The sequence below is a fragment of the Listeria grayi genome, from assembly GCF_900638015.1.
GTDB lineage: Bacteria > Bacillota > Bacilli > Lactobacillales > Listeriaceae > Listeria > Listeria grayi.
Window position 1 is genome coordinate 765,725 of the sequence record NZ_LR134483.1, and the last position, 24,015, is coordinate 789,739.

Sequence of the window (24,015 nt, forward strand, 5' to 3'; positions counted from 1 at the left end):
ATGATAAGCCATTTAGCCGGAGAAAGCAACCTCGATTTTTTATTCGTAATGTTTCAAGGCTTCTTTTACATTGCTGAAAGTGATGATGCCAGCAAGATCTTGCTCATAGCGAACCATCAGCATTGCAAATTTCGGCGATAATCCAGTCAAGATCAATTCGACGCCGGTCAGTTTTAACAAGCTATGGAATTTTACAAGGTTGGTCACAACATCTTCATTGAAATCAGCAAGTCCAGACAGATCAATGACCAAGTAATCTTCTTTACTAGTATCCAAGTAGTTGCTGACATTTTCCGACATGTACTCAAAACGATCATTATCAAGTGTACCAACGAGTGGCAAAACAGAGATATTATCTGTGATCGGGACGATCGGTGTAGATAATTTCTGAATCTCCGTCAGTGATTTCTCTAACTCGAACTGATAATTACGTTCGCGGGTAACGTCTTTTTGGATACCGACAAAATAAGGATGACCATTTGCATCCACGATTGGATCAATCGTTAATTCATTAAAAAAATAAGTACCGTTTTTGTGATAGTTCTTTAAAAACGCACGGACACTGCGGCGGTTTTTAACAGCAGCGGAAATTTTAGCGATTTCTGCTTGATCAGTATCTGGTCCCTGCAAAAAGCGACAGTTTTCTCCCAATACTTCTTCAGCAAGATAGCCGGTATTTTTTTCAAACCCCTTATTTACATAGATAACAGGATTGTTTTCTAGAGCGGCGTCTGTAATGACAACGCCAACGCTGGACATGTTGAGTGCTTCCAAAACGACATCAAAATTTGGGTATGGATATGTATCAGACAATTCAATTACCTCCTAATGCGTCTATTTTACCATAAACAAGAACGAAAAGGCGAAAGAGAAACTTACTAAAAGTGAGCAAAATAACAGCAAAGGAAAAGGAAGGGGCGTATAATAAAGCTAAAGAGGTGAGGTTTTATGTATATTCAATTTACTCCGCAAGCAATCGAACGTTACCACGAATTGCGCGGCGATAAAGAAGGCATGCTACATTTGTTCTATGAAACAGAAGGATGTGGCTGTGGAAACTCCGGTATCTTTTCCTTGCATTTAGTTGGTGAAGTGACTGCGGAAGACAAAGTTATCCAAAGCAATGTCGGCGATTTGCTTATCAAAGACTGGACAATGAATTTCTTAGAAGAATCCCTTGTGATCGATTATCTGCCAGAAAAAAATGCACTTGTCTTAAAAGGCGATTCTGGCTACTACAATACGAATTTGCTGTTCGTTGCTTGAGGAAAATAGAAATGGACATGGATTTATTCCATGTCTTTTTTTGTGGCGGTAATGTGAAAAGTATATGAGAAAAGACTAAAATCTTCGTCATATTACTTTGCGCGCTGCAAAAATGTAGTAAAATAAAAGGAGTAGTAGAAAGCGAGGGTCACACATGGAACAACCATCAGTAGAAGAATTACGCGAATGGCGTGATATTATGTTGCTTCATCGTTTTGCATTGGATGAAGTGAATACGAAGCTGAAAATATTAAATGAAGAATTTCAATTTATCCATGATTATAATCCGGTCGAGCATATCAAATCGCGAATCAAATCACTGGAAAGTATTGGGGCGAAGCTGGAGAAAAAAGGGCTGGAGATCACCCCGGAAAATGCCCGAGAACATGTGCGTGATATCGCGGGGATCCGAGTAACGTGTTCTTTTGTATCGGATATTTTCAAGATCCATGATATGTTGGCTAATCAAGACGATATTACGATCTTGCGAGTGAAAGATTATGTAACGAACCCAAAACCGAATGGTTATCGAAGCTTGCATCTGCTTTGCGAGCTACCGATCTTTCTGACCAATCGTTCAGAGCGGATGACAGTTGAAATCCAGATTCGGACGATCGCGATGGACTTTTGGGCTAGTTTAGAGCATAAGATCTATTATAAATATCAGCAGGAGGCGCCGCAGGAATTACTGGATGAGCTAAAGGAAGCTGCCGATATTATTACTTTTTTAGATGACAAGATGAAAAAACTCAATACACAGATCGATGCTTATAAAGCTGATATTGAGAAATAGTTCAACGGTACATAGTTAATAAAGTTAAATAGTTTGAAAGAAACCTTATTATTACGGTATAATAGAAATAGCACATCTTCGAAGGGGGAACAAAAATTTGGAAATATTCTTATATGTATTACTTCTATTAGTGGCTATTTTTATCTCTAATTTGATCAATCGCTTCGTTCCTTTTGTATCGGTGCCATTGATCCAGATCGGTTTAGGCGTTTTGATCGCCTTATTTCCATTAAGTTTAAATTTAAAACTGAATCCGGAACTATTTCTCGTCATGTTTATTGCACCGCTGCTTTATAATGACGGCAGACGAACGGATAAACAGGCTTTGTGGCATTTGCGCAGTGCGATCCTTGTACTCGCCTTAGGATTGGTTTTTATTACCGTACTTGTTATCGGTTATTTTGTCCATTGGATGATACCGACGATTCCGCTAGCGGCAGCGTTTGCCCTAGCAGCAGCGTTGGCGCCGACGGATGCCGTAGCTGTAAGTTCGCTCTCGGGGCGGATCAATTTGCCAAAGCGGATCATGCATTTGCTGGAAGGCGAAGCGCTGATGAATGATGCTTCTGGCTTAGTGGCTTTCCAATTTGCGATCGCGGCGATGGTCACCGGCGCATTTAGTTTGTTTAATGCCAGCTACAGTTTCGTGATCATTGCGATCGGCGGGATCTTAGTTGGTATCGTTATTACTTATTTGAAAATCAAAATCATCAAATGGGTACGCAGTTTAGGAATGGAAGATGTCACCTTCCACATGCTTATTCAGATTTTGACACCATTTTTGATTTACTTAGCAGCCGAAGAATTGCATGTTTCTGGTATCTTGGCAGTTGTTGCCGCGGGGATCATGGACTCGATGCAGCGTAAAAAAACCGACCCGCAGTTAGTACGACTGAATATGGTTTCGCAAAGTACTTGGTCTGTTATTTTATTTGTATTGAACGGGCTTGTCTTTTTGATTTTAGGAACACAGCTTCCATCGATCATGCAAGCGGTTTGGAATGATTCGGGTATCAGCAATCTGCAAGTATTCACGTATATCATTTTGATCACCGTAGCGCTGATCTTATTGCGCTTTATCTGGGTCTATTCTTTCTGGCTCGCCAATTGGCGGAAAAAGCAGCTTGGTGGTCAGAATGTTGGGAAGCCGCGGATTCGCTCTGCTATATTGACTTCGCTATCAGGAGTCAGAGGCGCTGTCACACTTGCCAGTAGTTTATCGATACCATTTGTGCTAGCAGACGGATCCGCATTTCCACAACGGGCGCTGATCATCAGTATCGCTTCCGGCGTTATCTTGTGTTCGTTGCTGATCGCGACCTTCATTTTGCCGTTATTGGCAAAAAGCGACGATAAAACAGCAGACGATCGAGTGGAACGCGCGATACGAATCAAGATACTTAGAAATGTCATCCGAGAATTACACGAACAGATCACACCGGAAAATAAAGCAGCTACAGAAATCGTCGTAGAAGATTATCGACGGCGCATCTATGATCTGCAGCAAAACAATACTAGCTTGAATCGTAGAGTCAGCAAGGAAGAGCGCGATAAGCGTTTAGAACTGATCGATTGGCAGCGTGAAAATACCCAACGCATGACAGATAATGGCGAAATCAGTGCAGCCGTGAGCTACCGCTATCAGCATTACCTTAATTTACTGGCTGGCGCGCTTAAAAATCGTTTTCGTTTCCGCGTCAAAACAACATTGAAATTTCTAAAAAGAATTTTACGTTTTATCCTACATCCGAAGAATTGGCAGGAAACTAAATCTAAAGCAAAAAATCTTAAATCCGAGCAAGAAGGGATTTTTCAAGAGATCCAGCGTGTCCGTGTCAGCAACGAAGAATTAGTCGTGCAGCGTTTGAAAGACGAACTGAAGCCGGAAAATGAAAGCTGGTTGGCACCTTTGATCACCGAGCATATCATTGCATTGAAACGCGCTAATAGCGAGCGGAAGCCGTTTACCACGCGCGGGAAATTCGAACAGAAAAAACGGGAAGTTCAGCAGGCAGGTTTCCAAGCAGAGCGCGACGAGATCCAGCAGTTTTATGAAGCTGGGAAAATGTCCAGAGATCTAGTCCGAGAACTTAGGCAGAATATCAATATGCTTGAAACTTACTTGTCAGAGGAAGAGCTGGCATAAAAAGGAAGTCTGTATGCGAAAGCATGCAGGCTTTTTTTGAATATGGCGGTTTGCAAACAATTCTGCTATAGTATAGAAAAACGAAAACGGGTGAACAAAGTGATAGGAATTTTATACATCGCACATGGCAGTAAAAAAGCAGATAAAAATCAAGCAGTGCATTCGTTTGTCAAAGCATTTGAAGCCCAGCATCCAGAGTTTCTCCACGCCTTGGGATTCTTAGAAGCAACTACGCCAGATCCGACTGCAGCAGGGGATAGTCTCATTGCGCAAGGCGTTTCGGAAGTTATCGTGGTACCGCTATTACTGTTTTCAGCAATGCATGCGCAGGAAGATATTCCGCAGTTTATGGCGACGCTACAGCAAAAGTATCCGGACATCCTATTTAAGCAAACAGCAACATTAGGAGCAGACCCTGCTACGATTCAAGTGGCGGCCAATCGAGCAGCGGATAGCCAAATGGAAGTGGAGCAATTTTTACTTTTCGTTCATGGGAGTAAAAGTTATCCTACCCCTGAAATGACAGTAATTACCCAGAAACTTGCGGAAAAGTTAGGAAAACCGGTCAGCTATGCGTTTATTTATGGAGAACCGCAATTGATCTCCAAAGTAGAACAACTGATGAGATCTACGAGCCGGATCGGGATCATTCCTTATTTCCTATTTGACGGGATTCTCGTGCGCAAATGGCAGCAGGAATTAAACGCGCGTCTACCTAAGCTGAAAATCGTTTGGACGCACTCCCTGCAACTCGATGAACAACTTTTTACAGCCATCGAAAATAACCTTCAAGAAGTGATGCGCTCATGACATACCCCGTAATGCTCCAATTAAAAAATCGTCCTGTGCTGATCATCGGCGGCGGGAAAGTGGCGCTATATAAAGCACAACAACTTATCCCGGCTGAGCCACAACTGACCGTCATTGCCACGGAATTCCGCACTGGTTGGGAGGAGATCCCTGCTAAAAAAATCCAGAAGTGCTATGAAAAGGCGGATCTAGCTGGTCAATTTCTGATTTTCGCCGCTACCGATGATGCTGCTGTTAATGCGGAAATATGCGCCGATGCTGGTTCAAACGCCCTCGTCAATAATTGTTCGGATCAGACGCGTTCCACGTTTACCAATATGGCCGTGGTCAAGCAGGATGCACTCACTATCGCTATTTCCACACAGGGAAAAAATCCAGCCTACGCAAAAATGCTGCGTCAAGAATTAGAAAATTTATTTACACATGAGCGACTTGCAGGCATAAAGCAGCAACTTGCTAGTCGTCAAAAAAAGAAATGATCATTCGCCGGAAACAGTAATGTTTTCCGGCTTTTTTTTAAATATAGTGATTTCCCTAATAGGCAAAAAATAAAGCGTTCCTTAAAATAAAGTAGTAATGTTCAAAGTTTCACAAAATAAGGAGCGATCATATGAAAAAAGAAAGGCTTGTCATGATAGGTAACGGGATGGCCGGAGTCAGAACTATTGAGGAAATCCTGGAACGTGATCCAAACAGATATGAAATTACAATTATTGGAGAAGAAGCCTATCCGAACTACAATCGGATCATGCTCTCCAATGTACTGCAAAATAAAATGACTACAGAAGAAATTATCACTAATCCATATGCTTGGTATGAAGAAAATCAAATCGATCTGATCAATCAGGACCCGGCGCTAACAGTAGATGTGACGGCGAAACAAGTTGGCACACAGTCTGGTAAGTGTATCCACTATGATAAATTATTGATGGCAACCGGTTCAAGGGCATTTATTTTACCGATCGAAGGAAGTCAGCTCGAAGGTGTTATTGGTTTCCGGACGATCGATGATACGAATACGATGCTGGAAACGGCTAAAAACTATCAAAAAGCTACCGTCATCGGTGGTGGACTGCTTGGTCTAGAGGCAGCTCGTGGACTACTAGATCAAGGCATGGATGTCACGGTCGTCCACTTAGCAGAATGGTTGATGGAAACGCAATTAGACAAACGGGCAGGCGAATTATTAAAAGCCGATTTGGAAAAACAAGGCATGAAATTCTTAATGGAAAAAGCAACTCAGTCCATACTGGGCGAAAAACGGGTAACCGGTCTTAGATTTAGCGATGGCGAGGAGATCGAATCGGATCTGGTGGTAATGGCGATCGGGATTCGTCCAGAAGTAAGTGTAGCGAAAAATGCCGGTCTACAGGTGAACCGAGGTATTGTGGTGAATGACTTTATGCAGGCTTCAGATCCAGCTGTTTTTGCGGTTGGCGAATGTGCCGAGCATAACGGACGAGTTTACGGGCTAGTTGCTCCGCTTTATGAGCAAGGGAAGATCTTAGCAGATCATTTATGCGACATCGAAACGGCTCCTTACCAAGGAAGTACCATGTTTACGCAATTGAAAGTATCCGGCTGCGATTTATTCTCGGCGGGAAGCATTCAAGGCGGGGAAGACATCAAGGCAGTAGAAGTATTCGACAGCCTTCACAATTGCTATAAAAAGCTATTTATTGAAAACGATACATTAGTTGGGATCGTGTTATATGGCGATACAGCGGAAGGAAACCGTTTTTACAATCTACTCAAGAAAAAAGAAGCTGTGACTGATTTTACATTGATCTCGATGTTGCACAAAGCAGGCGAAACAGAAGCAACCAATATTGCAGACATGCCGGATGACGAAACAGTCTGTGGCTGTAACGGTGTGACCAAGGGCAATATCGTCAGTGCCATCCAAGAAAAAGGACTCAGTTCTATTGCCGAAGTAACAGCACATACGAAGGCAGGCGGTTCATGCGGAAAGTGTAAACCAATCATTGGCGATATCTTAGAATATACACTTGGCGATAAAGTAGCAAGTGCACCAACTGGGATCTGTGGCTGTACCACACTTTCACGCGATCAGATCATTACGCAGATCGGAGCCAAAAAGCTAAAGACAGCCAAAGAGGTTCGCCATGTGCTAGAGTTTACCAATTTAGAAGGCTGCTCCAAGTGTCGCCCGGCACTGAATTACTATTTGACGATGCTGTGGCCGGGCGAATATGTAGAAGATCCTTCTTCGCGTTTTGTGAACGAACGGATGCACGCCAATATCCAAAAAGACGGCACATATAGTGTTATCCCACGAATGGAAGGCGGAAAGACAGATCCACAGCAGCTGATCAAAATTGCGAAAGCAGCGGAAAAATATGATATCCCGCTTGTGAAATTAACTGGCGGTCAGCGAATCGGCCTGTTCGGTGTGAAAAAAGAACAATTACCGCAGATCTGGGAAGAATTAGATATGCGTTCCGGCTATGCTTACGGTAAAACACTGCGTACCGTCAAAACCTGTGTCGGTCAGCAATATTGCCGTTTTGGCACGCAAGATTCTTTGGGATTAGGCATCAAGCTTGAACGAAAATTTGAATTTGTCGATACCCCGCATAAATTTAAGATCGGCGTTTCCGGATGTCCACGCAGCTGCGTAGAATCCGGCGTCAAAGATTTCGGTGTCATCTGTGTAGAAAACGGCTTTCAAATCTATATCGGCGGAAATGGCGGTACAGAGGTCAAGCAAGGTCAGTTGCTGACGACCGTAGAAACCGAAGCAAAAGTAATAGAGATTTGCGGTGCAATGATGCAGTACTATCGCGAAACAGGGATCTATGGCGAACGGACCGCTCCGTGGTTAGAACGAATGGGCTTTGAAAAAGTACAGACCGTGCTTACCGATCAGGCATTGTGCGCAGATTTGAATAAAGAGCTGGAAAAAGCTTTGGCAGGACGAAAAGAACCATGGCAAGCCATTTTAGAATCAGACGATAGACAAAAACTATATGAAGTAGAAAGAGTGTGAGAAAATGAAAGAGAAAGTATTTGTATCGAAATTAGATGACTTGATCCCTCGCATTGGGAGAGAAGTACATTATAATGATAAAACGATTGCACTTTTTAGACTTTCTAACGATGAGATCAAAGCAGTCAACAATAAATGTCCACATAAAGAAGGTCCACTCGCAGAAGGAACGGTTTCCGGCAATTTCGTTTTCTGTCCGCTCCATGACTACAAAATCTCACTGGAAGACGGTAAAGTACAAGAGCCAGACGATGGTTGCGTGGAAACTTATCAAACCGTGGTCGAGGACGGCGATGTGTACTTGGTGATGGAACAATGATACGCATCTCGCTAGTAGGCGCCGGTCCCGGCGATCCCGAACTGCTTACGATCAAAGGGAGAAGGGTGATCGAACAAGCAGATGTTATTATTTATGATCGCTTAGTCAATCCGCTGCTGTTATATCTAGCCAAAGCCGATGCCACATTTATTTATTGCGGAAAAGAGCCGCACAAACATAGCCTGCGCCAAACCAAGATCAATGAAACAATCGTTGAGCAAGCACTTTCCGGAAAACAGGTCGTTCGACTGAAAGGCGGCGATCCAGCAGTATTTGGCAGAGTCGGGGAAGAAATGGATTGGATCAACCAATATGGAATCGACTATGAAGTGATTCCCGGTATAACAGCGGCCTCGGCTGCTTCGATCTATGCCGGGATCCCGCTCACACATCGCGAGCACTGCAGTCATGCCACACTTGCAACGGGACATCGGGCGATCGACGGCTTGCCGAGTTTGCAGACATTGGACAAGGGAACCTATGCTTTTTACATGGGAATCGAGAATTTGACGGAAATCTGCTTACAGATCGCAGATAAAAAGCTTCCGGTCGCTGTAATTGAGTGGGGAACACTAGGCAAACAAAAGACGATCATCGGCGACGTGGGCACGATCATTCATAAAGTGAAGGCAGCTGCGATCCATAATCCCGCTATGATCCTTATCGGCGATGTCGTCAAAGAGCACCATGGCAAATCATGGTTCGAGAAATTGCCGCTATTTGGAAAGAATTATCTCCTTGTTTCCAGCAAGCCACTTCGCTTCGAGCAAGTCACTTCCTACACCGAAAAAGGTGCGTATGTGTGGGCAGTGGCAACGGCTGATCAGCGATTTGATACGATCCATCAGCGCATTTTGCACGAAACAGCTTGCTGGGATGAGATTGTTTTTCTGGATAGTGAAGCGGCTAATCTACTAGCAAGATTAGAAAAACGAATCGGTGTCAGTCACAGGGAAAAGGGATTTGTTGGCTAAAAAATAAAAACAGAAATGCTAATGAGATAGCATTTCTGTTTTTTTGTGAACGCACAACTGCTTGGCAGGTGTCTGTTCTACTTGCTTGATAGAATGTACGGTAAAATAGCTTAATCCAAAGGCAAAAACTAGAAATAAAGCACCGAATAAAGACCATGTATTTGTTCGAACCTGCTTTATTATTGCCAGTGCGAACAATAAGACCGCGGCTAGAGAAGTGAAAAAAATCAACCACGAATATTGATGAGCATGGTTTACTTGAGATTCGATGCTAAGATTTTTTGCATCAACTAGATAACCTAAATATATAACAGTGTAGGCTGCATATCCTAAGAAAAATAAGGATATGACAAAACCAAACAAATGAATGAGTAGTCGTTTCATTTGAAAGCTCCTTTCAGTTAAAAGGATACTAAAGAACTAGAAAAATTGCTGTGGATAAAATGTGACGATTTTAAAACAATCTAACTTTTTTTCTTTCCTAAGTCTTGACATTGCCGCATTTACTCCCGAGAGAGTCAATTTCCAAAAAGTCATTGCCCCAACGCAAAGAATCATGTATAATTACCCTTGCTGTAAGTAAACTTGAAGTTTATTTTTACTAAACTATACTGACTTGATGTTTACTATTTTTAAACTTGAGAGGATAGCGACATGGAGATTGGGAAAAAAATCAAAAACTTACGATTAAGTAAAAATTTAACACAGGAAGAACTTGGCGAGCGGACAGATTTGACGAAAGGATATATTTCACAGCTGGAACGTGATTTGAGTTCTCCGTCAATTGTGACGCTTTTTGATATTTTAGAAGTGCTTGGCAGTTCGCCAAAAGCGTTCTTTGATGAAGAAGAACATACGCAAAAAGTTATTTATGGCGAAGGAGAACATACTTTTTTTGAAGATGAAGAAAAAGGGTACAGGATAAAATGGCTTGTCCCGGAATCGAATGAAAAAGAAATGGAACCGGTACTGCTGGAAGTAGCAGCGCACAGTGCGTTTAAAAGCTTTGAACCTTCGCTGTCGGAAACATTCGGCTATGTATTAGAAGGCGAAATCACGATTTTGATCGGGAAAAATGCCTATATAGCGAAAAATGGCGAAGCTGTCTATTTTAGCGCAACCGATGAACATCGAATCATCAACCAAACCGACCAACCTGCGAAACTGATTATTGTCGCAACGGAGTCGTATTTATAAGAGAAATAGGGGGAATTGACGTGGCAGAAACAATTATTCGCTTTGAAAACGTGACAAAGCAATTTGATAATGATCCACCAGTATTGGATAATGTTAGTTTTGAGATCGAAAGAGGGAAATTTTATACTTTACTAGGGCCTTCTGGCTGCGGAAAAACAACGATTCTGCGTCTGATCGCAGGTTTTTTAGAAGCGACTGATGGAAAGATCCATTTGAATGATCGTGTTATAAATACGATTCCAGCAAATAAACGTCCGGTAAATACGGTATTCCAAGATTACGCGTTATTTCCACATTTGAATGTTTATGAAAATGTAGCATTCGGACTTAAAATCAAGAAATGGAAGAAAGCAGCAATTGATGAAAAAGTGAAAGAAGCATTGCGGTTTGTCAATTTAGCAGGATACGAAAAGCGAGAAATCGCTGAAATGTCCGGCGGTCAGAAGCAGCGTGTCGCGATCGCCCGGGCGATCGTGAATGAACCGGAAGTGATCTTGCTCGATGAACCACTGTCCGCGTTAGATTTGAAATTAAGAACAGAGATGCAGTACGAACTGCGCGAATTGCAGCGTCGGCTCGGAATCACTTTTATCTTTGTTACACATGATCAAGAAGAAGCGCTGGCGATGAGCGATGAGATCTTTGTTTTAAATAAAGGCGAGATCCAGCAAAGCGGTACGCCGATCGACATCTATGATGAGCCGCTCAACCGTTTCGTGGCGGATTTTATCGGCGAATCTAATATCGTCAGTGGGAAAATGATCCAAGATTTTGAAGTGGAATTTGTAAACCGACGTTTTGAATGTGTGGACCAAGGATTCCATGCGAATGAAACAGTCGAAGTAGTCCTGCGTCCAGAAGATCTGGAAATCACTTCTGCAGAAAATGGCAGACTACAAGTAACTGTCGACTGGCTATTGTTCCGCGGCGTCCATTATGAGATCGGTTGTATGGATACTGATGGGAACGAATGGTTAGTGCATACGACACGCAAAGTAAAGATCGGCGACAAGATCGGACTTGCTTTTGAGCCAGAAGCGATCCATGTCATGCGCCTTGGCGAAACAGAAGCAGAATTCGACAAACGTTTGGAAAGCTACGACGAGGTAGAATAAATGAGCCGGAAATCACGTGCTGTCTATCTCGTTCCTTATTTGTTATGGATCATTCTGTTTGTTGTGGCTCCCATCTTACTGATCGTTTATTATTCCTTTTTCGATATCAATGGCAATTTTACATTTAGCAATTATCAGCATTTCTTTACGCCCGTTTATATGAAAATGACGCTGAGTTCCTTTTGGTATGCGTTTTTGATCACGCTATTCACGCTATTGATCTCCTATCCAACGGCCTACTTGCTGACAAAATTGAAACACAAACAATTATGGCTGCTTTTGATCATTCTACCGACCTGGATCAATTTGCTGCTGAAAGCTTATGCCTTCATCGGGATTTTCGGCACTTATGGAACAGCCAATCAATTCTTGAAATTTATCGGCATCGGCGGGAAACAAATCTTATTCACTGATTTTAGTTTCTTATTTGTGTCGACGTATATCTTTATCCCGTTTATGATCTTGCCGATCTTTAATGCGGTCGAAGAAATCAATCCGACATTGATTCAAGCATCTCGTGATCTTGGTGCATCAAGCTGGACGACTTTCAAACGGGTGATTTTCCCATTGACGGCTGACGGAGTGAAAGCAGGCTGTCAGGCTGTCTTTATTCCGGCACTTTCATTGTTCATGATCACCAGATTGATTGCCGGAAACCGCGTCATCACACTTGGTACTGCGATCGAAGAACATTTCTTGGTCACACAGGACTGGGGAATGGGCTCAACGATCGGTGTGTTTTTGATCATCGCAATGATCATTATTATGTTTTTGACCGGTTCAAAACGCAAACGTAAAGGAGGGACGAACAAATGAAAAGAAATAAATGGGGCAATCTTTACCTGTTCATCGTTTTTGTGATTTTGTACGCGCCCATCTTTTACTTGATTTTCTATTCTTTCAACAGCGGCGGGACGATGCACCATTTCAAAGGTTTCACGCTCGCTTATTACAAGGAAGTTTTTCAAGATACCAGATTGTTGATCATTGTGCTTAATACATTCGTGATCGCACTGTTATCTTCCGTGATCGCAACCTTAGTCGGTGTCTGCGGAGCGCTTGCGATCAAATATCTGCAAAAGCAATTTACGAAAAATACATTGCTTAGTTTGAATAATGTCTTGATCGTTAGTCCAGATGTTATTATTGGTGCCAGTTTTTTGATTTTCTTTACTATTTTGGGAATCAAACTCGGCTTTTCTTCGGTGTTGGTATCGCACATCGCTTTCAGCATTCCGATCGTTGTATTGATGGTGCTACCGAAGCTTCAAGAAATGAGCACAACAATGGTAGACGCAGCGCGAGACCTCGGCGCCAGTCAATTTCAGGTGCTGAGCAAAGTAATCCTGCCGTCGATCTCACCCGGGATACTAGCCGGCTTTTTCATGGCATTGACCTATTCATTAGATGACTTTGCTGTTACCTTTTTTGTCACCGGAAATGGCTTCTCGACGTTATCCGTTGAGATCTATTCGCGGGCTCGGCAAGGGATCTCCCTATCGATCAACGCGTTATCGACACTGTTATTCCTATTTACGATCTTGCTGGTAGTTGGCTATTACTTTATCAATCAGCGCAATAGTAAAGCAGGACGCGCAGGAACAGGAGCTGTGAAAGAATGAAGCGATTAGTAAGTATATTTATCCCGATCATCCTGTTAGCGCTTGTGATGCTGGTGCTTGCTTCGAGTTTGAACCGTAGCGAAGGTTATTCCGGCAAAAATACGCTGACCATTTATAACTGGGGCGATTACATCGATCCAGCGCTATTGAAGAAATTCGAAAAGCAGACCGGCATCAAAGTTATTTACCAAACCTTTGATTCAAATGAAGCGATGATGACGAAAATCGAACAAGGCGGTACCACATTTGATGTCGCAGTACCAAGTGATTATGCCATCAGCAAAATGAAACAAGAAAACCTGCTCATTCCACTTGATCATAAAAAACTACCAAATGAAAAATACCTCGATAAACAATTTATGGATCTATCCTTTGACACAAATAATAAATACTCAATGCCGTATTTCTGGGGAACACTGGGAGTCATTTATAACAAGAAAATGTTTCCTGATAAAGACTTCAGCCATTGGGATACACTCTGGGACAAAGACCTCGCTAATCAGATCCTACTGATCGACGGCGCGCGGGAAGTCATGGGACTTGGCCTTAACAGCATGGGGAAATCCGTGAATGATACGAATAAAAAAGATCTATTGGCCGCACGCGATAAATTGCAGCAATTGATGCCGAATGTGAAAGCCGTTGTCGGCGATGAGATCAAACTCCTGATGGCTGATAACGAAGCAGGCGTGGCCGTGACATTCTCCGGAGAAGCCTCCGAAATGCTGGATGAAAATAAAGATTTAGAATATGTCATCCCGACAGATGGTTCCAACTTATGGTTCGACAACATGGTCATCCCAAAAACAGCGAAAAATGTAGAAGGAGCCCATACATTTATCAACTTTATGCTTGATCCTAAAAACGCTGCACAAAATGCAGAATACATCGGTTATGCAACGCCAAATAAAAAAGCCGTCAGCTTACTTCCAAAAGAAATAGCTAACGACAAACGTTTTTACCCAACGAAAAAAGCACTTGAAAACTTGGAAGTGTATGATAATCTTGGGAAGAAGATGTTGGCTTATTATAATGAGTTGTTTTTGGAAGTGAAGATGTATCGGAAATAATAAAAAAAGCTGAAGCCCCGGGCTTCAGCTTTTTTTAATGCAACCAAACCACACTAACATACAAGCCCACAAGCGTAACAAACAACACCGGAACCGTCAAAATGATCCCAATCTTCATATACCGTAGCCAAGAGATCTGAATCCCTTTCTTATTCAGTAAATGAAGCCATATCAATGTTGCTAGCGAGCCGATCGGTGTGATCTTCGGACCGATATCGGCACCGATGATATTGGCGTATATAAGTGCTGAATGAATCGTGGTGTGAACGTGGACTTGGTCGATCGCCAGTGCATGGATCATTACGGCAGGCATATTATTCATAATGGAGGAGAGGAAAGCAGATAAGAATCCCATGGAAAGTATCGATGCGAATAAGCCGTGCGAACTCGCTGTTTGAATGATCTGTGCTAGCAGTTTTGTGATCCCGGCATTTTGCAGGCCGTATACAACAACATACATACCTACGGAAAAGAAGACGATATTCCAGGGCGCTTCCTTCAAAACTTGCTTGGCCTTGATCCAGTGGCTTTTTTTGCTGGCGTATAATAGGATGCCGGCAGCCGGTAGCGCGATGACTGAGATCGGAAGTTTAAAGATCGGTGCGACCCAATAACCGACCAACAGAATGGCAAGTAGGTACCAGCTGATTTTGAATAATCGACGATCTTGGATTGCCTCGGCGGGAACTTTGACTTGTGCTAAGTCATATGTTTTCGGTAGGGCTTTGCGGAAATACAGATATAAAACAAGCGTGCTGGCTAGGAAAGAAAATAGCGTTGGCAATAGCATCTGCACGACATAACTGGAAAAAGAAATATGAAAGAAATCTGCCGACAATATATTGACGAGATTGCTGACAACGAGTGGCATGCTGGTCGTATCGGCAATAAATCCGGAAGCGATGATAAACGGAAAGATCTGCTTGTCATCAAAATCAAGTGTGCGCACGATCGCGAGTACAATCGGGGTGAGGATCAACGAAGCGCCATCATTGGCAAACAATCCAGCGATCACAGCGCCAAGCAGTATCAACGCTAAAAACATCCGCTTGCCATGTCCGCCGGCAAACTTCGCCATGTGTAATGCGGCCCATTCAAAGAAACCGATTTTATCCAGCACTAAAGAAATGATAATAAGTGCTACAAATGTCAGTGTCGCATTCCAAGTGATCCTGACCACAGCCCAGACATCCTCCAGTGAGACGATCTGGAGCAGTAGTACTAACGCTGCACCCCCAAGTGCGGACCAACCGATCGAAAGACCTTTTGGCTGCCAGATCACGAATAATAAAGTGATGAAAAAAATGAGAATTGCTAAAAAAATGGTCATTTTGAGCTCCTATTTAAAAATAATGGAATTTCATGCTTGTAAACAGTGAAAAACGGGTAAATAGAAAATTACGTTAGCATAATATCTTTATAATACCCGTTTCATTCCTACTTTAAAAGAGGTCGGGCTTTGTAGCAAATATTTGCTATTTTTATAAAGAAACAGCTAAAATAATGAAATGGCACAATCAGCTATAAGGAGGAAATAGAAGAATATGAACCAAGTGACCTGGGACTACCATGGCGAACGCGGACCAGAGATGTGGGGGCATCTTTGTCCGGAATTTGAAATCGCCGATACTGGTAGGGAGCAATCTCCCATCGACATTCAGCAAGATCAGCTTCAAAAAATAACGAAAGAACCATTAGCATTTCACTACATAAAGGATACGTTCACGATCAAGCGTATCGAGAATAGTGTGCATGCTTTCCCAACAGATCAAACACAAGGTGTTACCTATAAGGGTACCTTTTATAAGTTATTTGCGTTTCACGCTCATATTCCGTCTGAACATCTGTTGAATGGCAAGGAAAAACCGATCGAATGGCATTTTGTCCATGAAAACGAAAACCAAGAAAAATTAGTGATTGGTGTATGGATGGAGTTTGGCGAAGCAATGAATGCTGTTTTGCAGGAACTCGCTGAAGACTTCAATAAAGTTTTCCCGGATTTTGAACAACAGCGGACGATCCAGTTATCCGTAGAGGATTTTTTGCCGAAAGAACGGGCTTATTATCATTACATGGGATCACTCACTACACCGCCAACGCTTGAAAATCTGACATGGATCGTATTGAAAGAGCCAGCAACGATTACACCGGCAGATCATGCAACCTTCGAAAAAATAATCGGCGGGACGGTCAGACCAGTTCAACCGCTCCATGGCCGGACAGTAGTCGAATCAGAATAAGAACGGGGAAGGGGCTTTCCAGCTATGTATGAAAAAGCAAAAACATTTATAAAAGAAGCACATCGTGGCCAACGTCGCAAAATCACTGGAGAGCCTTATTTTTCCCATCCTTTTAATGTCGCCCGGATCTTACAACAAGCAGGATTTGGAACTGATGTCGTTGTTGCCGGACTACTTCACGATGTTGTGGAGGACACGCCAATCACGATAGAAGAAATCGAAACAGAATTCGGTAGGCACGTGGCACAATTGGTCGCTGCCCATACGGAAAATAAAGATTTATCGTGGGAAGAACGTAAAGCACATACAATTGAAGTGGTAAGAAACGGTTCTTTGGAAGAAAAAGCGATCATTGTAGCAGATAAATTGGATAATTTGACTTCTGTCAAGTATGCGCTAAGCTCGGAAGGCGATCGTGTCTGGAACTATTTTAAACGTGGCTATTCTCTGCAAAAGTGGTATAATCAAAGTGTTGTGAAAAACATGACTTACGGGCTCGACCCGAAGGAGATCCCAGCTTATTTTGAGACCTATGCTAGGCTTGTCGGCTGGATCTTCCGTAAATAACAACAAAATGTAACCGTTTTATTTAGAGGAGGAGTTTAGCATGCTTTATGGAGCAATTGAAGCTGGCGGAACGAAATTTGTCGTTGCAGTCGGCGAGGAAAATGGGAAAATCATCAAGCGCGAATCGTTTCCGACTGAGAAACCGGAAATAACGATGGAAAAAGTATATGCTTTTTTTGAAAACTATCGGGCGGAGCTTGTTGCAATTGGTATCGGTTCTTTTGGACCGATCGATATTCGTAAAAAAAGCGATACATACGGCTATATCACGCAAACACCGAAATTAGCGTGGAGGAATTATGATTTTGTCGGCAATATGAAAGCGAAATTCGATGTACCGATCGGCTTTACGACAGATGTGAATGCAGCTGCATTAGGAGAAGTGAAACTCGGTGCGGCAGCAGATGTGGAAAGCTGTATCTACTTAACGGTCGGAACGGGCATTGGCGGAGGCGCGGTCGTAAATGGCAAAATCTTAGAAGGATATTCTCACCCGGAAATGGGACATATTTTAATTGGGAATGAAAAGGAAGATACATTTGAAGGTACATGTCCAAGCCATAAAAATTGTCTGGAAGGTCTGGCGGCTGGTAGTGCGATCGAAGCGCGCTGGGGCAAAAAAGGCGTTGATCTGAGCGAAGACAAAGCCGTTTGGGATCTGGAAGCCAGCTATTTGGCGAAAGCATTGCTGGATTATACATTGATCCTGTCACCAGAACGAATCGTCCTCGGCGGTGGTGTCATGAAACAGCGCCAATTATTCCCGCTGATCCGCGAGAAGATCGTAACACTTAATAATGACTACATCGAACTGCCGGATCTGGAAAGCTATATCGTACCACCGAAATTAGAAGATAATGCCGGTATTACTGGTTGTGTGTTACTTGCTGTTGAAGCAAGTAAATAAAAAAAGAGGTAGCCACTTAGGCTACCCTTTTTTTATGCGTGCGATCGCGGCTTTGATTTGCTCAAAGCCCGTACCGCCATAAGAATCTCGTTTTTCAACGGCTGTCTTAGAGGCAAGTACTTCATAAATATCCGCTTCGATCGCCGGATGCACTGCTTGATAATCTGCCAAAGGAATATCTTGCAGATAATGGCCATTTTGCGTGCAAGTAAGCACTAGTTTACCGACGATTTCATGTGCCTCACGGAACGGAACACCTTTTTTCGCCAAATAGTCCGCCAGTTCGGTGGCATTGGAGAAATCTTTTTCCGTCGAAGCCGCCATGGTTTGCTTATTGACTTTCATTGTTTCGATCATCCCGGTAAAAACAGCGACACATTTCTGCACCGTTTCTGCCGTGTCGAACATGCCTTCTTTATCTTCCTGGAGATCCTTGTTATAAGCAAGCGGTAGCCCTTTGAGAACGGTAAGCAAGCTGAAAAGATTCCCATAGACACGGCCGGTTTTTCCACGAATCAATTCTGCCATATCCGGATTTTTTTTCTGCGGCATGATCGAGCTGCCTGTAGAATACGTATCCGTCAATTCGACAAATTGAAATTCATGACTTGTCCATAAAATCAATTCTTCGCAAAAACGTGATAAGTGCATCATCAGCAACGAGGCATTACTCAAAAATTCGATAATAAAATCCCGATCGCTGACGCCGTCTAAACTATTTTCGTAAATACTAGAAAAGCCGAGCAATTCTGCAGTAAGTTCCCGGTCGATCGGGAAAGTAGTGCCGGCAAGCGCTGCTGAACCAAGTGGAGAAATGTCGATCCGCTTGATGCTCTCGGAGAAGCGTTCATAATCTCTGGCAAACATACCGTGGTAGGCAAGCAGATGGTGTGCAAAGGAGATCGGCTGGGCGTGTTGCAAATGCGTATAGCCAGGCATGATCGTTTCTACATGCTGTTCCGCTTTGTCTACTAGCGTTTCCTTCAAAGCTTGGATACCCTCTAGGATAAGCTGGACTTGTTTTTTTAAGTACAAATGCATATCCGTTGCAACTTGATCGTTTCGGCTTCTACCAGTATGCAGTTTCCCAGCTACCGCGCCGATCTCATCATGAAGCAGTTTTTCGATATTGAGATGGATATCTTCGTTTTGACTAGTAAAAGAAAGCTTACCTTGCTGAGCTTTTTCTTCTAAAATCGTAAGACCTTGCAGGATCTCGGCTGCTTCCACCTCACTGATGATCCCGGTTTTTCCAAGCATGGTAACGTGTGCTTTGCTTCCTTCGATATCTTCTTGCGCAAGCTTTTGATCATAGAAAATCGAGGCGCCGAATTCATCGATCCACGCTTCACTTTTCCCTGTAAATCGTCCGCCCCATAATTTTTCCATGTCTTATACCTCCGAATCTACTTCGATTTTCGCATTGACTTCTGCATGAACCTTCGTTGGCAGTCCCCAAAGCTTGATAAAGCCGACAGCTGCTTCTTGGTCAAATGTATCAGCAGAAGTATAGGTAGCCAAGTTTTCATCATATAAGGAATTCGGTGATTTTCTGCCTTCTACGATGGCATGACCTTTGAATAATTTCACACGGATCGTCCCGTTGACAAATTTTTGTGTCGTTTTAAGGAAGGCGATCAATGCGCTAGTAAGCGGGGAGAACCATAATCCGTTATAGATCATTTCACTGATTTTTTGTTCGATCACGGGTTTGAAATGCGCGATCTCTCTAACGAATGTTAGGTCTTCCAGTTCTTTATGAGCAGCGATCAATGTGACGGCAGCAGGGCACTCGTAAACTTCACGTGATTTGATGCCAACTAAACGGTTTTCAATGTGGTCGATCCGGCCAACGCCATGTTTACCGGCGATTTCATTCAATGTAAGGATCAATTCCGCAAGCGGGATGTTTTGATCATTTAAAGCGATCGGAACTCCTTGATCAAAGGTGATCTCGATGATGTCTGCTTGATCCGGCGTGTTTTCTAAACTAGTTGTCAGATCATAGGCTTCCTCAGGAGGTGCGACCCACGGGTTTTCGAGCACACCACACTCATTGCTGCGGCCCCACAAGTTTTGATCGATCGAAAATGGATTATCTAGATTGATCGGAACCGGAATGTCATGTTCTTTGGCATAATTGATTTCTTCTTCACGCGACCATTTCCAATCACGAACAGGAGCAACAACTTTCAAATCAGGTGCTAAGGCATGGATCGCCACTTCAAAACGCACTTGGTCATTTCCTTTCCCAGTACAGCCATGCGCGATCGCGCTGGCACCTTCTGTACGTGCTACTTCGACAAGTTTTTTAGCGATCAGCGGTCTACTGAGTGCGGAGATCAGCGGATATTTTCCTTCATAATAAGCGTGTGCTTGCAAGGCGATCAATGCAAAGTCTTTCGCAAATTCTTCTTTGGCATCAATGGTATAGGAAGCACTTGCGCCAACAGTCAGTGCTTTTTCTTTCACGAAATCCAGGTTTTTACCTTCTCCAACATCTAAACAGCAGGCGATCACATCATAGCCCGATTCCAGCAACCATTGAATAGCTACAGATGTATCTAAACCTCCAGAATAAGCAAGTACGATTTTTTCTTTTGTCATGTCAGCAACTCCTTTTATTAATAAATATACGAATTATTGAATTAATATTACCATTGAATAAAACGAAAAACAACCCTTTTTATTATATTTATACATTTATTTGTTTAAAAATTCATTTTTAGGTAAGCGTTTATAATTGGTTCTTTTCAATAAAACTGCTATACTTACAGAGTAGAAAATCAGGTACAAAGGAGCTGAACGCAAATGAAAAGCGTACTAAAATGGATACTGGTCGTATTCGTCAGTATCATCTTATTACCACTCGCGGTAGTCTTTTTTATTTACAAAAAAGCAAACGGCAAAAAGGAATTCAATCCAGAAGTATTAGATAATTTAGAAGAGGCAGCCAAGGAATATGTTAAAAATAAAGCGCCTCTCTCAGATGTCGATTCCAGATATAAATACATGCGCTTAACTGAAAAAGCATTGCCAGCTGCAAAAGAAATTGAAATCGGCGACGTAGAAGATAAAAAAATCGACGGCCCCGGTGGAAAACTGAATTTGCGAATCTATACACCAACCGATAAAGGACCTTACGACATCATGGTCTATTTCCATGGCGGCGGCTTCGTCGTTGGGAATGTAAAAAGTACTGATGCGATCGCTCGGAATCTCGTGCAAAAAACAGGAATGAAAGTGGTCTCCGTGGATTACCGCTTAGCTCCGGAAAATCCTTTCCCGGCAGCAGTAGAAGATGCTTACAGCGCGCTCCTTTGGGTAGCAAGTCATCCAACTAGCTTACAAGCTAAATCAGAAGGAATCGTTGTAGCCGGCGATAGCGCTGGTGCCAACCTGGCAGCGGTTACAGCACAGCTTGCGAAGGCAAAAGGCCGACCGGTCATCACAAAACAGATCCTATTATATCCGCCAACAGATATTTTCAGCCGTGACGCATCCGTCCTTTATCCTTCGATGGACGAATTCCAAGACGGTTATGTATTGACGAAAGAATCCTTAGATAAATTTTTCAAATTATATCTTTCTAAAAATACCGAACATAAATACGATCCGCTCGTTGCTCCGATCCGCAGCAAAGATCTCAGTGGTTTGCCAGATACTTTCCTAGTGACCGCTGAATACGATCCATTGCGCGATCAAGGTGAAGCGTATGCTGAAAAACTGAAGAATGCCGGTGTAAAAGTATTTGCAAAACGTTTGGACAAAGTAACGCATGACTTCATGACGACGCCTTCGGAAGCAACGAAGCAGACGTATGAATGGATCAGCGAATTTTTACAAGAAAAATAAAGCATTTGAAAAGGAACCCGAGATCAATCTCGGGTTCCTTTTTTGTGCCCGGATGTTTCTAACCCTGCTAATGTGGTAATAAGACCTAGAGAGAGGGAGGCACAACTATATGTTTCAACGACTTTTACCAAAGACGATCAAAAAATATTTTCAAATGAATCGAAGGCAGCGTCGCTATGAAACGCACCTAACGATCTGGGTCCAGCCGCTTATTTATATTCTGATAACGGGAGCGCTTGTTTCGGTACCGCTTGTGGTAGATCTGGTGTGGGACATGCCTGATCACGTTAACCAAATGCTGGCAGCTAGCAGTGTCAGCACGAGAACGCTACTGGGTGTTTTAGTAAGTGGGACTTTGCTGATCAGTGCATACACACTCAATTCGATCCTCGTCGTCTTAACGACTTTCAGTTCCGAGTTTACTCCACGGATGCTGCTCAATTTTGTTGCTGATCGAAAAACGCAGCATATCTTAGGGATATTTAACGGTAGCTTTGTTTTTACATTGATCTCCTTTTTATTTGTGACGACGAGTTCCCGCGATACCTTCACCGCCGTTCCAATTTCTTGCGTGATCGTAACACTGTTTACAGCAATCGTATTTATTGGTTTTATTAATCATACGGTTACATGGCTGCAAGTACATAATATTGTGGAGCGGATGAAAAATAACTCGATCGGGATTATGGAGTCCACCATATTAGAAGAATTAGAACCTCATCGTACAGATGATGATAGTTCGCTTTTACCTAAGGAAAATCATCAATCTTTTCACTCGGATACGGCGGGTTACATTGAACTGATCGATTTTTATCAGCTGATCGAGCAAGCGAGAAAAGACGATATCATGCTTGAATTAGAAGCAAAACCGGGGGATTTCGTATTAGAAGGAAGCATTTTATTTTCCTATTGGGGTCCCGGCTGTGATAATGTCGATCGAGAAAGCTACAATACCTTCATCACGATCGGGCATAAACGTTCGGAGATGCAGGATATGGAATACAGCATGGGCAAGTTAAGTGACATGGCGATCAAAGCAATCGGAAATAATGACCCGCATACATTAAAGTCTACCTTTCACAAAATGGCAGAACTACTGATCTATATGGATAAAACGGTCTCTTCCGCGCCATACCTACAGGATAAAGAAAATCAGATTCGCGTCGTTTACAAATTGATCGATTTTAGAAGTTACCTCCATGAAGGTTTTGGGCAAGTTCGCTATTATTTAAATGGCAATTACGTCCTATTTAATGAATTGTTTTACACCATGGCTGTCGTTATTAAAGTAGTAAATCCTAAACGTTTTGAGGATATTTGGGATTTTATCCAAGAAACGTTAGAGTTTGCCAACAAAGATCATTTTTACCAACAAGATCGGAAAATGATGTTGGACTCTATTCATGAGATTGCTATTTACACAAAGAAGATGGATGCTTATTTGAAGATCAAGACGAAGTTTTTGTGAAGATCAAAAACTTAATTTAGCCGATCAAAGTTATATTTGTTTTTCTTTTTACTTCGCTTTCTCCTCTTTTCTCGATTCGCGAGCTTAGCACCGACAAAATCTTGGATGCCGTCACCTAGAAGAGAGAGAAAAAGGGAGATGAGCCATTCAATGATGATCATGTAGTACCTCCTAGTTGGATACCCCATTGTCTTATAGTGCGCCCCTAAAGTTGGATTTTTTGGTCTAACTTAGGGGTGCACTTCACTTATATCAACAGGGCTTTAATAAGCTATCTAGTAGGAGCTAACCTATCTAATAGGCACCTTATTTCTTGCGCCATTCTCTTTAATTAGGGAGTGGTTTTTTTAATATATGCGCTATAGAAGGATTATAGCTCTTTATTCTCTTTTTTGGTATACTTTTCTCACACAGACACCAAGGAGATGAACACATATGAGTTACAAAACACAGCTAAAAAGTACGATAAACGCAAGAAGGGCAGTACTGGAAGAAGCAAAGTCTGCCGTGGGTCGAAGGCGTAAGCAATTGGTCGATGAGAACCACAAAGAAATCGAAACCTTGGAAAATACACTGATAAATATCGAAAGCATATTAGGAAGCATAATCTCCCTTTGCAACGAGAAATCCGCACAGCTAAGGGAGGACTTCTAACA

At 42.7% G+C, this 24,015-nt stretch carries 25 protein-coding genes; 19 read left to right on the top strand and 6 right to left on the bottom strand.

From position 1 onward, the window contains the following. Nucleotides 1-39: 39 nt before the first annotated feature. Nucleotides 40-813 (bottom strand): YtvA family blue-light photoreceptor, encoded by a 774-nt coding sequence (locus tag EL241_RS03600; RefSeq protein WP_003758096.1) that lies wholly within the window; start codon nt 811-813, stop codon nt 40-42. A gap of 135 nt (nt 814-948) precedes the next feature. Between EL241_RS03600 and EL241_RS03605 the strand changes: the two genes are divergently transcribed. From EL241_RS03605 to cobA, 8 genes are all read left to right on the top strand, one after another. Further along, entirely contained in the window at nt 949-1,266 is a 318-nt protein-coding gene (locus EL241_RS03605) for an iron-sulfur cluster biosynthesis family protein (protein WP_036104707.1), read from the top strand. A gap of 154 nt (nt 1,267-1,420) precedes the next feature. After that, a complete protein-coding gene (locus EL241_RS03610) occupies nt 1,421-2,059 on the top strand; it encodes a GTP pyrophosphokinase (RefSeq protein WP_003758098.1) in 639 nt (212 codons plus the stop codon). Nucleotides 2,060-2,156: 97 nt separating this feature from the next. After that, entirely contained in the window at nt 2,157-4,205 is a 2,049-nt protein-coding gene (locus EL241_RS03615; protein ID WP_003758100.1) for a Na+/H+ antiporter, read from the top strand. A 99-nt stretch (nt 4,206-4,304) separates the two neighbouring features. Beyond that, the gene (locus tag EL241_RS03620) at nt 4,305-5,015 is read left to right on the top strand and encodes a sirohydrochlorin chelatase (RefSeq protein WP_159099829.1); all 711 of its coding nucleotides are present in this window, start codon (nt 4,305-4,307) and stop codon (nt 5,013-5,015) included. Continuing rightward, nucleotides 5,012-5,494, top strand: coding sequence for a precorrin-2 dehydrogenase/sirohydrochlorin ferrochelatase family protein (locus EL241_RS03625; RefSeq protein WP_052009105.1), 483 nt, complete (start codon nt 5,012-5,014; stop codon nt 5,492-5,494). The genes EL241_RS03620 and EL241_RS03625 overlap by 4 nt, the downstream gene beginning before the upstream one ends. Nucleotides 5,495-5,625: 131 nt before the next feature. Then, nucleotides 5,626-8,025, top strand: a complete 2,400-nt coding sequence (gene nirB / locus EL241_RS03630) for a nitrite reductase large subunit NirB (RefSeq protein ID WP_036104702.1) — start codon at nt 5,626-5,628, stop codon at nt 8,023-8,025. A 4-nt stretch (nt 8,026-8,029) separates the two neighbouring features. Continuing rightward, a complete protein-coding gene (nirD, locus tag EL241_RS03635) occupies nt 8,030-8,344 on the top strand; it encodes a nitrite reductase small subunit NirD (protein ID WP_003758108.1) in 315 nt (104 codons plus the stop codon). After that, on the top strand, nt 8,341-9,318 hold the full coding sequence (cobA, locus tag EL241_RS03640) for a uroporphyrinogen-III C-methyltransferase (protein WP_036104700.1): 978 nt from the start codon (nt 8,341-8,343) through the stop codon (nt 9,316-9,318). The genes nirD and cobA overlap by 4 nt, the downstream gene beginning before the upstream one ends. An 18-nt stretch (nt 9,319-9,336) precedes the next feature. Here cobA and EL241_RS03645 read toward each other — a convergent pair whose 3' ends face one another. Beyond that, nucleotides 9,337-9,702: a hypothetical protein gene (locus tag EL241_RS03645; RefSeq protein WP_036104698.1), complete on the bottom strand. Its 366-nt coding sequence runs from the start codon at nt 9,700-9,702 to the stop codon at nt 9,337-9,339. A gap of 270 nt (nt 9,703-9,972) precedes the next feature. Between EL241_RS03645 and EL241_RS03650 the strand changes: the two genes are divergently transcribed. Genes EL241_RS03650 through EL241_RS03670 form a run of 5 tightly spaced genes read left to right on the top strand, consistent with a single transcriptional unit; the run spans nt 9,973 to nt 14,322 of the window. Then, nucleotides 9,973-10,515 carry a helix-turn-helix domain-containing protein gene (locus tag EL241_RS03650; protein ID WP_036104696.1) on the top strand — a complete coding sequence of 181 codons (543 nt, stop codon included), beginning with the start codon at nt 9,973-9,975 and terminating at the stop codon, nt 10,513-10,515. 20 nt (nt 10,516-10,535) lie between these two features. Further along, nucleotides 10,536-11,630: an ABC transporter ATP-binding protein gene (locus EL241_RS03655; RefSeq protein WP_003758117.1), complete on the top strand. Its 1,095-nt coding sequence runs from the start codon at nt 10,536-10,538 to the stop codon at nt 11,628-11,630. Beyond that, complete coding sequence (locus tag EL241_RS03660; RefSeq protein ID WP_003758120.1) at nt 11,631-12,446, top strand: ABC transporter permease; 816 nt, start codon at nt 11,631-11,633, stop codon at nt 12,444-12,446. Then, entirely contained in the window at nt 12,443-13,252 is an 810-nt protein-coding gene (locus EL241_RS03665) for an ABC transporter permease (RefSeq protein ID WP_036104694.1), read from the top strand. Before EL241_RS03660 ends, EL241_RS03665 begins: the two co-directional genes overlap by 4 nt. Then, complete coding sequence (locus EL241_RS03670) at nt 13,249-14,322, top strand: ABC transporter substrate-binding protein (RefSeq protein ID WP_036104692.1); 1,074 nt, start codon at nt 13,249-13,251, stop codon at nt 14,320-14,322. The genes EL241_RS03665 and EL241_RS03670 overlap by 4 nt, the downstream gene beginning before the upstream one ends. A 34-nt stretch (nt 14,323-14,356) precedes the next feature. Here the strand turns inward: EL241_RS03670 and EL241_RS03675 are convergent, their stop codons facing one another. Further along, a complete protein-coding gene (locus tag EL241_RS03675) occupies nt 14,357-15,652 on the bottom strand; it encodes an arsenic transporter (protein WP_036104689.1) in 1,296 nt (431 codons plus the stop codon). Between the two features lie 214 nt (nt 15,653-15,866). Here EL241_RS03675 and EL241_RS03680 point away from each other — a divergent pair, with 214 nt between their 5' ends. The 3 genes from EL241_RS03680 to EL241_RS03690 are packed head-to-tail and all read left to right on the top strand — an operon-like array spanning nt 15,867 to nt 18,036. Continuing rightward, nucleotides 15,867-16,562 (top strand): carbonic anhydrase, encoded by a 696-nt coding sequence (locus EL241_RS03680; protein ID WP_036104687.1) that lies wholly within the window; start codon nt 15,867-15,869, stop codon nt 16,560-16,562. Nucleotides 16,563-16,586: 24 nt separating this feature from the next. Next, nucleotides 16,587-17,129 (top strand): HD domain-containing protein, encoded by a 543-nt coding sequence (locus EL241_RS03685; RefSeq protein WP_036104684.1) that lies wholly within the window; start codon nt 16,587-16,589, stop codon nt 17,127-17,129. 40 nt (nt 17,130-17,169) lie between these two features. Further along, on the top strand, nt 17,170-18,036 hold the full coding sequence (locus tag EL241_RS03690) for an ROK family protein (RefSeq protein WP_036104682.1): 867 nt from the start codon (nt 17,170-17,172) through the stop codon (nt 18,034-18,036). 21 nt (nt 18,037-18,057) lie between these two features. Here the strand turns inward: EL241_RS03690 and argH are convergent, their stop codons facing one another. Beyond that, nucleotides 18,058-19,425: an argininosuccinate lyase gene (gene argH, locus EL241_RS03695; protein WP_126320361.1), complete on the bottom strand. Its 1,368-nt coding sequence runs from the start codon at nt 19,423-19,425 to the stop codon at nt 18,058-18,060. 3 nt (nt 19,426-19,428) lie between these two features. After that, nucleotides 19,429-20,643: an argininosuccinate synthase gene (locus tag EL241_RS03700; protein WP_036104680.1), complete on the bottom strand. Its 1,215-nt coding sequence runs from the start codon at nt 20,641-20,643 to the stop codon at nt 19,429-19,431. A gap of 204 nt (nt 20,644-20,847) precedes the next feature. On the opposite strand from EL241_RS03700, the gene EL241_RS03705 reads away from it, so the two are divergent. Together EL241_RS03705 and EL241_RS03710 are read left to right on the top strand one after the other, a co-directional pair. Next, entirely contained in the window at nt 20,848-21,891 is a 1,044-nt protein-coding gene (locus tag EL241_RS03705) for an alpha/beta hydrolase (RefSeq protein WP_036104679.1), read from the top strand. A gap of 109 nt (nt 21,892-22,000) precedes the next feature. Further along, complete coding sequence (locus tag EL241_RS03710) at nt 22,001-23,359, top strand: DUF2254 domain-containing protein (protein WP_036104678.1); 1,359 nt, start codon at nt 22,001-22,003, stop codon at nt 23,357-23,359. An 11-nt stretch (nt 23,360-23,370) separates the two neighbouring features. Here the strand turns inward: EL241_RS03710 and EL241_RS13615 are convergent, their stop codons facing one another. Next, nucleotides 23,371-23,520 (bottom strand): hypothetical protein, encoded by a 150-nt coding sequence (locus EL241_RS13615; RefSeq protein ID WP_159099828.1) that lies wholly within the window; start codon nt 23,518-23,520, stop codon nt 23,371-23,373. A gap of 274 nt (nt 23,521-23,794) precedes the next feature. On the opposite strand from EL241_RS13615, the gene EL241_RS03715 reads away from it, so the two are divergent. Continuing rightward, nucleotides 23,795-24,013, top strand: a complete 219-nt coding sequence (locus EL241_RS03715; RefSeq protein WP_036104677.1) for a hypothetical protein — start codon at nt 23,795-23,797, stop codon at nt 24,011-24,013. Nucleotides 24,014-24,015 lie beyond the last annotated feature (2 nt).

What these genes read in the sequence shown, in the direction of transcription:
- EL241_RS03605 (WP_036104707.1), top strand. Translation starts at nt 949, where the DNA reads ATGTATATTCAATTTACTCCGCAAGCAATCGAACGTTACCACGAATTG.
- EL241_RS03610 (WP_003758098.1), top strand. Translation starts at nt 1,421, where the DNA reads ATGGAACAACCATCAGTAGAAGAATTACGCGAATGGCGTGATATTATG.
- EL241_RS03625 (WP_052009105.1), top strand. Translation starts at nt 5,012, where the DNA reads ATGACATACCCCGTAATGCTCCAATTAAAAAATCGTCCTGTGCTGATC.
- nirB (WP_036104702.1), top strand. Translation starts at nt 5,626, where the DNA reads ATGAAAAAAGAAAGGCTTGTCATGATAGGTAACGGGATGGCCGGAGTC.
- nirD (WP_003758108.1), top strand. Translation starts at nt 8,030, where the DNA reads ATGAAAGAGAAAGTATTTGTATCGAAATTAGATGACTTGATCCCTCGC.
- cobA (WP_036104700.1), top strand. Translation starts at nt 8,341, where the DNA reads ATGATACGCATCTCGCTAGTAGGCGCCGGTCCCGGCGATCCCGAACTG.
- EL241_RS03645 (WP_036104698.1), bottom strand. Translation starts at nt 9,702, where the DNA reads ATGAAACGACTACTCATTCATTTGTTTGGTTTTGTCATATCCTTATTT.
- EL241_RS03650 (WP_036104696.1), top strand. Translation starts at nt 9,973, where the DNA reads ATGGAGATTGGGAAAAAAATCAAAAACTTACGATTAAGTAAAAATTTA.
- EL241_RS03660 (WP_003758120.1), top strand. Translation starts at nt 11,631, where the DNA reads ATGAGCCGGAAATCACGTGCTGTCTATCTCGTTCCTTATTTGTTATGG.
- EL241_RS03665 (WP_036104694.1), top strand. Translation starts at nt 12,443, where the DNA reads ATGAAAAGAAATAAATGGGGCAATCTTTACCTGTTCATCGTTTTTGTG.
- EL241_RS03670 (WP_036104692.1), top strand. Translation starts at nt 13,249, where the DNA reads ATGAAGCGATTAGTAAGTATATTTATCCCGATCATCCTGTTAGCGCTT.
- EL241_RS03675 (WP_036104689.1), bottom strand. Translation starts at nt 15,652, where the DNA reads ATGACCATTTTTTTAGCAATTCTCATTTTTTTCATCACTTTATTATTC.
- EL241_RS03680 (WP_036104687.1), top strand. Translation starts at nt 15,867, where the DNA reads ATGAACCAAGTGACCTGGGACTACCATGGCGAACGCGGACCAGAGATG.
- EL241_RS03685 (WP_036104684.1), top strand. Translation starts at nt 16,587, where the DNA reads ATGTATGAAAAAGCAAAAACATTTATAAAAGAAGCACATCGTGGCCAA.
- EL241_RS03690 (WP_036104682.1), top strand. Translation starts at nt 17,170, where the DNA reads ATGCTTTATGGAGCAATTGAAGCTGGCGGAACGAAATTTGTCGTTGCA.
- argH (WP_126320361.1), bottom strand. Translation starts at nt 19,425, where the DNA reads ATGGAAAAATTATGGGGCGGACGATTTACAGGGAAAAGTGAAGCGTGG.
- EL241_RS03700 (WP_036104680.1), bottom strand. Translation starts at nt 20,643, where the DNA reads ATGACAAAAGAAAAAATCGTACTTGCTTATTCTGGAGGTTTAGATACA.
- EL241_RS03705 (WP_036104679.1), top strand. Translation starts at nt 20,848, where the DNA reads ATGAAAAGCGTACTAAAATGGATACTGGTCGTATTCGTCAGTATCATC.
- EL241_RS03710 (WP_036104678.1), top strand. Translation starts at nt 22,001, where the DNA reads ATGTTTCAACGACTTTTACCAAAGACGATCAAAAAATATTTTCAAATG.
- EL241_RS13615 (WP_159099828.1), bottom strand. Translation starts at nt 23,520, where the DNA reads ATGATCATCATTGAATGGCTCATCTCCCTTTTTCTCTCTCTTCTAGGT.
- EL241_RS03715 (WP_036104677.1), top strand. Translation starts at nt 23,795, where the DNA reads ATGAGTTACAAAACACAGCTAAAAAGTACGATAAACGCAAGAAGGGCA.